General features: G+C 74.4%; 7 protein-coding genes. 5 read left to right on the forward strand and 2 right to left on the reverse strand.

Annotated features, from left to right (window positions below; translation table 11 throughout):
* Window positions 1-870: serine/threonine-protein kinase (locus ACWENR_RS28040; protein WP_452279952.1), on the reverse strand; the 870-nt coding region annotated here is incomplete at its 3' end.
* A 206-nt stretch (window positions 871-1,076) separates the two neighbouring features.
* On the opposite strand from ACWENR_RS28040, the gene ACWENR_RS28045 reads away from it, so the two are divergent.
* A complete protein-coding gene (locus ACWENR_RS28045; RefSeq protein ID WP_452279953.1) occupies window positions 1,077-2,660 on the forward strand; it encodes an acyl-CoA mutase large subunit family protein in 1,584 nt (527 codons plus the stop codon).
* A gap of 671 nt (window positions 2,661-3,331) precedes the next feature.
* The gene (locus tag ACWENR_RS28050) at window positions 3,332-4,591 is read left to right on the forward strand and encodes an amidohydrolase (protein ID WP_452279954.1); all 1,260 of its coding nucleotides are present in this window, start codon (window positions 3,332-3,334) and stop codon (window positions 4,589-4,591) included.
* A gap of 173 nt (window positions 4,592-4,764) precedes the next feature.
* Here ACWENR_RS28050 and ACWENR_RS28055 read toward each other — a convergent pair whose 3' ends face one another.
* Entirely contained in the window at window positions 4,765-5,745 is a 981-nt protein-coding gene (locus ACWENR_RS28055) for a DUF4349 domain-containing protein (protein WP_452279955.1), read from the reverse strand.
* A 117-nt stretch (window positions 5,746-5,862) separates the two neighbouring features.
* Here ACWENR_RS28055 and ACWENR_RS28060 point away from each other — a divergent pair, with 117 nt between their 5' ends.
* The 3 genes from ACWENR_RS28060 to ACWENR_RS28070 all read left to right on the forward strand — a co-directional run.
* Window positions 5,863-6,492 carry an MBL fold metallo-hydrolase gene (locus ACWENR_RS28060; protein WP_452279956.1) on the forward strand — a complete coding sequence of 210 codons (630 nt, stop codon included), beginning with the start codon at window positions 5,863-5,865 and terminating at the stop codon, window positions 6,490-6,492.
* A gap of 5 nt (window positions 6,493-6,497) precedes the next feature.
* Entirely contained in the window at window positions 6,498-7,448 is a 951-nt protein-coding gene (locus ACWENR_RS28065) for a hypothetical protein (protein WP_452279957.1), read from the forward strand.
* 37 nt (window positions 7,449-7,485) lie between these two features.
* A partial coding sequence (locus tag ACWENR_RS28070; protein WP_452279958.1) for an SCO6745 family protein occupies window positions 7,486-8,217 on the forward strand: 732 nt, incomplete at its 3' end.

Below are 8,217 nucleotides of genomic sequence, written 5' to 3' on the forward strand. Positions count from 1 at the left end.
CGGGCCGGCGAGCAGCTCGCGCAGCATCGCCCGGGCGGTGTGCACGTCGAGGCGGCGGGCCGGGTCCTTCTCGAGCAGGCCCATGAGCACCCGGGTCAGCGGCCCGCTGCGCTGCGGCGGGGCGGGCGGGTCCTCGACCACCGCGTGCATGGTCTCGATCGGGTCGCCCCTGTCGAACGGGGGCCGCCCCTCCACCGCCGTGTAGAGCGTCACGCCCAGCGAGAACAGGTCGCTCGGCGGGCCGAACTCCTGGCCCATCGCCCGCTCGGGCGAGATGAAGTGCGGCGAGCCCAGCACCATGCCGGGGGTGGTGAGCTGCACGTCGGTGGGCATCCGGGCCACGCCGAAGTCGGTCAGCACGCAGCGGCCGTCGACGCAGATCAGCACGTTGGCCGGCTTGACGTCGCGGTGCAGCACGCCGATCGCGTGCGCCACCTCCAGCGCGCCGAGCAGCGCGATGCCGATCTTGGCGACCACCCGCTGCGCGACCGGGCCGTCCTCGATCACCATGTCGGCGAGGCTGCGGGCGTCCAGCAGCTCCATCACGATCCACGGCCGGCCACCCTCGGTGACCACGTCGTAGACCTGGACGACGGCCGGGTGCTGGATGGCCGCCGCCGCGCGGGCCTCGCGCAGGGTGCGCTCGTACATGGCGTCGCGGTCGCTGGGGGCGAGCCCCGGGGGCAGGACGACCTCCTTGACGGCGACGTCCCGCCGCAGGAGCGTGTCTGTGGCACGCCAGACCGTGCCCATGCCGCCGTTGCCCACCGCGGAACGCAGCGAGTAGCGACCACCGATGGTGGTGCCGGGTGTCGCGCGTCCGTTGGGGGGACTGACTGGTCCGCCGCTCCACGTCGGGATCTGAGTCACAGAAAAGCCACCGGGGGAAATCGAGGGGGGCTGGGACACAACCCCCCTATCTTGCTGGTTCCGACGCCCGATGCGAAAGCCGACGCGACGGACGTTTCCCTAACTCGACAGTGCGTGCCCGAAAGTTCACCTCTCGTCGATCTCCGACGGACCGGTGTGCGGTATCCCTCACCCGCCGACGCCGTCGCGCGTCCTACCATCCGCTAATGAGCGAACGGCGGTCAAGCGAGTCCGGTTTCCCGATCAAGGGCGTCTACACGGCGGCCGACCTTCCGGAGGACCTCGACTCCCGGCTGGGCGGCCCGGGCGAGTTCCCGTACACGCGCGGGGTCTACCCCACCATGTACACCTCCCGTCCGTGGACGATGCGCCAGTACGCCGGCTTCGGCACCGCCACCGAGTCCAACGCGCGATACCACCAGTTGTTGCGGGCCGGCACGATGGGCCTCTCGGTCGCCTTCGACCTGCCGACCCAGATGGGCTACGACTCCGACGACCCGATCGCGCACGGCGAGGTGGGCAAGGTCGGGGTGGCCATCGACTCGATCGACGACATGCGGCTGCTCTTCGACGGCATCCCGCTGGACAAGGTCTCCACGTCGATGACGATCAACGCGCCCGGTTCGGTGCTGCTCCTGCTCTACCAGCTCGTCGCCGAGGAGAACGGCGTCCCCGGCTCGGCCCTCAACGGCACGATCCAGAACGACATCCTCAAGGAGTACATCGCCCGGGGGACCTACATCTTCCCGCCGAAGCCCTCGCTGCGGCTGGTCGCCGACACCTTCGGGTACTGCCGCAAGGAGGTGCCGAAGTGGAACACGATCTCCATCTCCGGCTACCACATGGCCGAGGCCGGCGCGACGCCCGCGCAGGAGATCGCGTTCACCCTGGCCAACGGCGTCGAGTACGTCCGGGCCGCGCTGGCCGCCGGGCTCGCCGTCGACGACTTCGCGCCCCGGCTGTCATTTTTCTTCGTCGCCCGCACCACCCTGCTGGAGGAGGTGGCGAAGTTCCGGGCCGCCCGGCGGATCTGGGCGCGGCTGATGCGCGACGACTTCGGCGCCAGGGACCCGAAGTCGATGATGCTGCGCTTCCACACCCAGACCGCGGGCGTGCAGCTCACCGCCCAGCAGCCCGAGGTCAACCTGGTCCGGGTGGCGGTGCAGGGCCTCGGCGCGGTGCTCGGCGGCACGCAGTCGCTGCACACCAACAGCTTCGACGAGGCGATCGCGCTGCCCACCGAGAAGGCGGCCCGGCTGGCGCTGCGCACCCAGCAGGTGCTGGCGTACGAGACCGACCTGACCGCCACCGTCGACCCGTTCGCCGGCTCGTACGTGGTGGAGGCGATGACCGCCGAGATCGAGGCGGCGGCGACGGAGCTGATGGAGCGGGTCTTCGACCACGGGTCGGCGGTCGACGCCATCGAGGCGGGCTTCCAGAAGCGGGAGATCGAGCAGTCGGCGTACCGGATCGCGCAGGAGATCGACTCCGGCGACCGGGTGGTGGTGGGTCTCAACCGGTTCGCCGTCGACGAGGAGGAGCCGTACGAGCCGCTGCGGGTCGACCCGGCGATCGAGGCGGCGCAGGGCGAGCGGCTGGCCCGGCTGCGCGCCGAACGGGACGCCGGCGCCGTCGAGCGGGCGCTCGCGGAGCTGCGGGCCGCCGCCGAGGGCACCGGGAACGTGCTCTACCCGATGAAGGAGGCGCTGCGGGCCCGCGCCACCGTGGGCGAGGTCTGCGGCACCCTGCGCCAGGTGTGGGGGCTCTACCGCCCCTCCGACCGCTTCTGATCATCTCCGGCCGACGGCCGTCCGGTCCCCGCCCACGTCGGCGTACCGGGCGGCCGTCGGCCGTTCCCGCTGCCCGTACGGGCCGGTCGCTCGGGACGTTTGTGCAGCTCGCGGCGCATGCCGGGCGAGCGCTACAGTCGGAGTAGCTCCCGTCGCCGATCGGCGACGGCAGATCGCGGGAGCGGGTCCGGCGACGCCGCCGCGGGGCTCCCGTGCCCGGCGGGGCGGCGCGGCCCACCGGTCGCGGCGTGTGCCGCGGCGGTTCGGGGGTAACCCGACCGGGTGAACTCGGACGCACACGGTGTGCGGTCGCTCCGTGCTCGGCTGTGTGACCGTCTGCGGGGCCCGTCGCCGACGGCGGTCGGCTAATTGTCGGAGTGTCCGTTCACCGGACCGACTAATGCGACAATTCGGAACGACGGCCCCCGCGATCGGCGTCGATTTGGCGACGGCCGGACCGGTTACGCGTTGTAGGAGGTGTGGGGCAGATGACGGCGTTCGACCGCGATCTACCTGCTGTCCCGCAGATCTACGAGCGCTCTCAGCAGGGCATTCGTGACGCTGTGCGCCCCGACCATCACCGGAACGAGGTTGCGCAGCGTCACCGCCGGAGGTCTAGGCTGTCTGCTGTTCCTGATGATCCATCCATCTCTAGCGAACGAGAATTCGACGTGACGAGTGCGTTGACGCTGCCCACCGGCGGCCAGCTGGCGTCCTCCTGGCCGGAGGCGCCTTCCGGGTCCGAGCCCCTGCCGTTCGAGCTGGACCACCTGCTCGCCCTCCGGGTGCCCGGGCTGATCGCCACCCGTCGCCACCTCCACTCGCATCCGGAGCTTTCCGGCGAGGAGTTCGAGACGGCCGCCCTGATCGCCCGGGAGCTCTCCCTGGCGGGGCTGCGCCCGCGACTGCTCCCCAAGGGCAACGGGGTCATCTGCGACATCGACGGCCGTCCGGACGGCCCGGTGGTTGCGCTGCGCGCCGACATCGACGCGCTGCCGCTGACCGACTCGAAGGACGTGCCCTACCGCTCGACCGTCGACGGCGTCTGCCACGCCTGCGGCCACGACGTGCACACCACCGTCATGCTCGGCGTCGGCATGCTGCTGGCCCAGCTCGCCGACCTCGGCGAGCTGCCCGGCCGGGTACGCCTGATCTTCCAGCCCGCCGAGGAGATCCTGCCCTGCGGCTCGCTGGAGGTCATCGAGGCCGGTGGCCTCGACGACGTGGTGCAGATCTTCGCGCTGCACTGCGACCCCAACCAGCCGGTCGGGAAGGTCGGCCTGCGGGTCGGCCCGATCACCGCCGCCGCCGACAACGTCACCGTCCGGCTGACCGGCCCCGGCGGGCACACCGCCCGTCCGCACCTGACCGTCGACCTGGTCGACGCGCTCGGCCGCCTGATCACCGAGGTGCCGGCCCTGGTCAGCCGCCGGGTGCCGGCCAACAGCGGGCTGCTGCTGGTGTTCGGCCACGCCTCGGCCGGCACCCGTTACAACGTCATCCCCTCCGAGGCGAGCGCCTCCGGCACCCTGCGGGTGATGGACCGCGACACCTGGGAGATGGCTCCCAAGATCGTGGGTCAGGTGGTCCGCGACGTGATCGCGCCGACCGGGGCGACGGTCGACCTGGAATACCTGCGCGGCCGGCCGCCGGTCTGCAACGACTCGCGGGCCATCCAGGTCCTGACCGCCGCCACCGCCGCCGCGCTCGGGCCGGAGGGCGTCGCCGAGACTCCGCAGAGCATGGGCGGCGAGGACTTCTCCTGGTACCTGGAGTACGTCCCCGGCGCGCTCGCCCGGCTCGGCGTCGGCCGTTCCGGCCCGAACGTGGACCTGCACCGGGCCTCGTTCGACGTCGACGAACGGGCCATCCCGGTCGGCGTGCGGCTCATGGTCCAGACGGCGCTGCGGGCCCTGGCGGCGACGCGGTAGGAAGCCGCGCCCACCCGGCCACGGCCCGGCCGGGCATTCGCGGGGTCAGGCACTCGCCCGGTCACGGCCCGGACGGGCGCACTCGCCCGGCGCCGCCCGGACGGCGCGCCCACCCAATCACGACCCGGACGACGCACTCGCCTGGCGCGGCCCGGACGGGCGCGCCCGAACGGTCACGACCCGGGCCGGGCCGCGGGAACCGGCGGCGGCGCGGCGGGCAGCGGCCCCGCCGGTCCGCCCGGACGGGTCGGCGGCGGGCCGGCGCGGCGCCGACGCCGGCGCAGCACCAACACCAGGACGGTCAGCGGCACGCCGAACGCCACCAGCCACGGCAGCACGGCGCCCAGCACGGTCAGCAGGATCGTCATCGAGGTCAGGAAGACCTTCCAGCCGCCGTCGAGCCCGGCCATGAAGCCGACCTCGGCCTCCTCGTCGGCGGTGCTCGCGTCCGGCCCGACCAGCGACACGGTGATCGTCGACAGGCTGGTCAGGTCGGCCAGCCTCTCCTTCTTCGCCTGGAGCGAGGCCAGGTCGGCCTCGCGGCGGGCCAGCTCGTTCTCCAGCGACACCAGGTCGCTGATCGTGGTGGCCCGGGCCAGCAGCTTGCGGGCGGTCTCCACCCGGGCGCGCTGCGTGGTGATCCGGGCGTCCAGGTCGACCACCTGCTCGGTGACGTCCTCGGTGCGGATCTCCCGCCGCTCCTGCCGGCCCAGCTTCGCCAACTCGTCCACCACGCCGTAGAACTTCGCGGCGGGCACCCGCAGCTCCAGCCTCGCGGTGGCGTCGGCGTCGGCGCTGCGCCGCTGGTCGCCGCCGACGAAGCCGCCGGCCGCCGTCACGGTGGCGATCGCGCTGCGCGAGGCGGCGTCCACATCGTCCACCTTCACCCGCATCGAACCGGTGTAGATGATGGACCGCTGGTCGACGCGCAGGTCCGGCGCGCCCGCGCCGGCGCCCTTCTCGCCCTGCCCGCCGCCCTGCTCCGCCGCGCCGCCGGCCCGGTCCCGGTCCGCCGGCGCCGCCTCCGGCGCGCTGGCGGCCGAGTCCTCGCGCCCGCCGGAGTCGCCGCTGCCGCAGGCCGCCAGCCCCAGCAGCGCGACCAGCGCGACAGCGCTCAGCCGTACGCCCCGGCGCCGTCGTTCCCGTCCGTCCATCCCCGCTCCCCTCGTCGTCGCCCCCGTGCGGGGCGATACCTCAGACGCGGCGCGTCGGTACGCCGGTTCCGGCAGACTGCGCTCAGGACATCACGATTCGATAATCTTGGAGTCACGATGCACGTCACCAAGTACGCCCACTCCTGCCTCCGCGTGGAGCACGACGGGGGAGTGCTGGTCATCGACCCGGGCGTGTTCAGCGAGCCCGCGGCGCTCGACGGGGCGGACGCGGTGCTGATCACCCACGAGCATCCCGACCACGTGCACGTCGAGGCGGTCAACCGTCAGCTCGACCGGCGGCCGTTCACCATCCACGGGCCGGCCTCGCTCGCCGGGACGCTGGGCGACGCGGCCGAGGCGCTCGACGCGGTCCAACCCGGACAGTCCTTCACGGCCGCGGGCGTGCCGGTGCGCGCGTACGGCGGCCGGCACGCCGTGATCCACCCCGACATCCCGGTGGTGGACAACCTGGCCTACCTGCTCGACGACGTCGTCTACCACCCCGGAGACTCCCTGGTCGTCCCCGAGGACGTGCGGGTCGACACGCTCTTCCTGCCGATCCACGCCCCGTGGACGAAGTTCTCCGAGTCGCTGGACTTCCTCCGCGCCGTCGCCCCGCGCCGGGCGTACGCGCTGCACGACGGGCTGCTCAACGACAACGGGCTCGCCGTGCTGAACAACAACTTCGCCCGGCTCTCCGAGGTCGACTACCGCCGGCTCGAACCGGGCACCCGGATCGACGCCTGACGGCGATGCCCGGCCCGCCCCGAGAGCTGGTGCACCGGCTCTACACCACCCCACCGGACCGGTTCGTGGCGATCCGCGACGAGGCCGTCGCCGAGGCGCGGCGGGCCGGCGACCCGAAGCTGGCCCGGGAGATCGCCCGGCTGCGCCGCCCCACCGTGGCCGCCTGGCTGGTCAACCTGCTCGCCATCCGCCGCCCCGAGCTGGTCGCCGACCTGGCCCAGCTCGCCGAGGCGCTGCGGTCCGCCCAGCGCGAGCTGCGGGGGCCCCGGCTGCGGGAGCTGTCCGCCCAGCGGCGCGCGGTGGTCGGCGCGCTCGTCGCCGAGGTGCGCAAGCTGGCCGCCGGGGCCGAGGGGGCGCCGCCGGCCGGGAAGCTGCCGCTGGCCGAGGTGGAGGGCACCCTCAACGCCGCGCTCTCCGACACCGAGGTCGCCGAGCAGGTCCGGTCCGGCCGGCTGCTGCGGGCCGCCCACTACGCCGGCTTCGGGGAGGTGCCCCGCCCGCAGCTGCGCCTGGTGACCGGCGGCGAGGAGCCGGAACCGGAGCGCCCGCCGGAGCGGGCCGGCAGGCGCGGGGCCGGCGTCGACCGGGCCGCGCTCCGCGCCGAGCAGGCGGAGCGGGCAGCCCGTGCGGAGCGGGCCCGCCGGCGCCGGGCGCTGGAGAAGGAGCTGACGAAGGCGCGTACCGACCAGGAGCGGGCCGAGGCGGAGCTGGCCGACGCGACGGCGGCCGAGCGCGACGGCGCCGCCGCCCTGGACGCGATCGAGGCGGAGCTGGCCGAGCTGGAGCGGCGGCGGGCCGTCGCCGAGCAGGACCTGAGCCGGGCGAAGCTGGCCCGGCGCGGGGCCGACCGGACGGTGACCGCCGCCCGCCGCCGCGCCGGCGAGGTCGAGGCGGCGGTGGAGGCGCTCGACGCCGAAGAGGGGGATGCCGAGGTGGGCGACGACGCGGCAGACTGACCCCTGTGGACGGACGGGTCGCCTCGGGAGCGGGCGGATGACGCCGGAACAGGTCGCCGCGGCCAGCAAGCCGATCGTGCTCGAACTCGGCGACGCCTACACCCGGTGCCCGACGACCCTGCGCCGGGCCCGGCTGCTCGGGATCTCCGGCTGGTCGTTCTACGTGACGGGCCGGGCCGGCGCCCTCGGTGACGTCGGCGCCGAGACGGTCGCCGCCGCCCTCGGCTTCCTGGCCCCCGACGCGGTGGCCGACGGCTGGGACGCCGCGCTGCGCACCGTCCGCCCGGCCGAGGTCGCCGCCGCCACCCTCGTCGAGTGCTGCCGGTGGGGCGACGAGCGCCTCGACGCCCTCCCCGGGGCGGGCCGGCTCGCGGCGCTGCTCGGCCGGGCGGTCGAGGCCGCGGACGCCAGCGGCATGCCGCTCTTCGCCGCCTGGCGGGCGATGCCGGTGCCGGAGCGCACCGCCGGGGCCCGGGCCGCCGTCGGCCTGCGCCTGCTCCGGGAGCACTTCACCGGGGCGCACCTGCTCGCCGTCCGGGCCGCCGGGATGACCCCGCTGGAGGCCGTGCTCGCCGGGCCGGAGGGGGAGGCGGGCGCGGTGGCCTGCGGCTGGCCGCCGCCGTACCCGCCGGTCGGGCCGCTGGTCCGGCGGCGGCTCTGGGCCGAGGCGGTGACCGACCGACTGGCCTCGGCGGCGTTCGCGGCGCTCGGCCCGCCGTGGTGGAACTGTGCGGGCGGGCGCTGGACCTGCCCGAGGACGCGGCCGAGG

Source organism: Micromonospora sp. NPDC004336 (assembly GCF_053602615.1).

Excerpts from the sequence above, each read along its gene's own strand:
- ACWENR_RS28045 (WP_452279953.1), top strand. The coding sequence starts at position 1,077 with ATGAGCGAACGGCGGTCAAGCGAGTCCGGTTTCCCGATCAAGGGCGTC.
- ACWENR_RS28055 (WP_452279955.1), bottom strand. The coding sequence starts at position 5,745 with ATGGACGGACGGGAACGACGGCGCCGGGGCGTACGGCTGAGCGCTGTC.
- ACWENR_RS28065 (WP_452279957.1), top strand. The coding sequence starts at position 6,498 with ATGCCCGGCCCGCCCCGAGAGCTGGTGCACCGGCTCTACACCACCCCA.
- ACWENR_RS28060 (WP_452279956.1), top strand. The coding sequence starts at position 5,863 with ATGCACGTCACCAAGTACGCCCACTCCTGCCTCCGCGTGGAGCACGAC.